This is a genomic window from Bradyrhizobium sp. TM239, from assembly GCF_036247985.1.
GTDB classification, from domain to species: Bacteria; Pseudomonadota; Alphaproteobacteria; order Rhizobiales; family Xanthobacteraceae; genus Bradyrhizobium; species Bradyrhizobium ottawaense.
In genome coordinates this window covers 1-2,065 of the sequence record NZ_BTIR01000033.1, presented here as the reverse complement: position 1 = coordinate 2,065, position 2,065 = coordinate 1, and the positions used below count along the sequence as shown (strand labels likewise).

Genomic DNA, 2,065 nt, shown 5'->3' with positions numbered 1-2,065 from the left:
GCTCGCTCGGTGCGACGATCACGGACGGCTCGACGCTGAACGTCGACGGTCACGTCATCACCTTCAAGAACGCGCCGATCCCGGGTTCGACCGGTGCTCCGAGCGTTCCGAGCGGGTATGGTGCGAACGGCAACGTTCTCACTGACGGCGCCGGCAACTCGACGGTCTATCTGCAGGGCGGCACGATCAACGACGTGCTGAAGGCGATCGACCTTGCCACCGGCGTGCAGACCGCGACGGTCAATGCCAACGGCACCGCGACGCTTGCGACCGCCACCGGCCAGACCAACTCGTCGATCAACGCCTCCGGCCAGCTCAAGATCTCCACCGGCGTCAATGCTGACCTGTCCGTCACCGGCACCGGCAACGCGCTGAACGCGCTCGGCCTCGCCGGCAACACCGGGACTGCGACCGCCTTCACCGCGGCCCGCACCTCGGGCGTCGGCGGCATCAGCGGCAAGACCTTGACCTTCTCGTCCTTCAACGGCGGTACGGCGGTCAACGTCACCTTCGGCGACGGCACCAACGGCACGGTCAAGACGCTCGATCAGCTCAACACGAAGCTTCAGGCCAACAACCTGACGGCGACGATCGACGCCAACGGCCTGCTGACGGTCTCGACCACCAACGACTATGCGTCCTCGACCATCGGTTCGAGCGCCGCGGGTGGTGCGATCGGCGGCACGCTGACCTCGTCGCTGACGTTCTCGACGGCTTCCACCCCCGTCCAGGATACGGTTGCGCAGACCTCGCGCGCCAATCTGGTGTCTCAGTACAACAACATCCTGAACCAGATCGACACCACCTCGCAGGACTCCTCGTTCAACGGCGTCAACCTGTTGAACGGCGACCAGCTCAAGCTGGTGTTTGACGAGACCGGCAAGTCGAACCTCAGCATCACCGGCGTGACCTACAACTCCAAGGGTCTGGGTCTTGCCGCGTTGACCAGCGGTGTCGACTTCATCGACAACTCCGCGACCAACAAGGTGCTGTCGAACCTGAACGCCGCGTCGAGCACGCTGCGCTCGGAAGCCTCGAGCCTCGGTTCGAACCTCTCGGTGGTGCAGGTTCGTCAGGACTTCAACAAGAGCCTGATCAACGTGCTGCAGACCGGTTCGTCCAACCTGACGCTGGCCGACACCAACACCGAGGCGGCCAACAGCCAGGCGCTGTCGACCCGCCAGTCGATCGCGGTCTCCGCGCTGTCGCTGGCCAACCAGTCGCAGCAGAGCGTGCTGCAGCTGCTCCGCTAACAAGCGGACGACATCGCAAGCAAGATCCGGCGGCGGGGCTTCGGCCCCGCCGCTTTCTTTTTGGGTCGCCATCAGAACGCCGCTTGGCAAGTCGGGACGATGCGTTCGAGTGCAGCGAATTGCTCACTCTGAGTTATGGTTGACAAGTGGCAAACGCGTCGCCGCTGCACCAAAAAGCATCATGTGATCATGACGATACGACGAAGCGCGGTCCGGCTCCGATCGCGCACATGGTGAATCCGCGGAAGGACTGGAGCGACACGCTTCATGCTTTGTTAGCCGTCTGCGTTCACCGTCCCGGCATCGATTAATCCTAATCGAAGTTTGTTTGTTGCGTTGCGTACCAGAAGGGTAACACTCAATGTCCGGTATCGTCCTCTCTTCGTCGGTTCGTCAGAACCTGCTCTCCCTCCAGTCCACTGCTGATCTTCTCGCCACCACACAGAGCCGTCTGTCGACCGGCAAGAGCGTCAACTCGGCCCTGGACAATCCCACCAACTTCTTCACCGCACAGTCGCTCGACAACCGCGCCAGCGACATCAACAATCTGCTCGATGGCATCGCCAACGGCGTGCAGGTGCTGCAGGCTGCCAACACCGGCATCACCTCGCTGCAGAAGCTGATCGACTCCGCGAAGTCGATCGCCAACCAGGCGCTGCAGACCACGGTCGGCTACTCTACCAAGTCCAATGTCTCCACCAGCATCTCGGGCGCAACGGCGGCCGACCTGCGTGGCACGACTTCGTTCGCCAGCGCGACGGCGAGCAGCAACGTGGTGTATAACGGCGCGGCCGGCGGCACCACGGCGGCGA

Annotated in this window: 2 protein-coding genes; both read left to right on the top strand. The window is 63.0% G+C overall.

Annotated features, from left to right (window positions below):
* Positions 1–1,253, top strand: a 1,253-nt coding sequence (locus AABA84_RS34560) for a DUF1522 domain-containing protein (protein ID WP_338314338.1), incomplete at its 5' end; no start/stop codon positions are given.
* A gap of 361 nt (positions 1,254–1,614) precedes the next feature.
* A partial coding sequence (locus tag AABA84_RS34555) for a flagellin N-terminal helical domain-containing protein (protein ID WP_445083435.1) occupies positions 1,615–2,065 on the top strand: 451 nt, incomplete at its 3' end.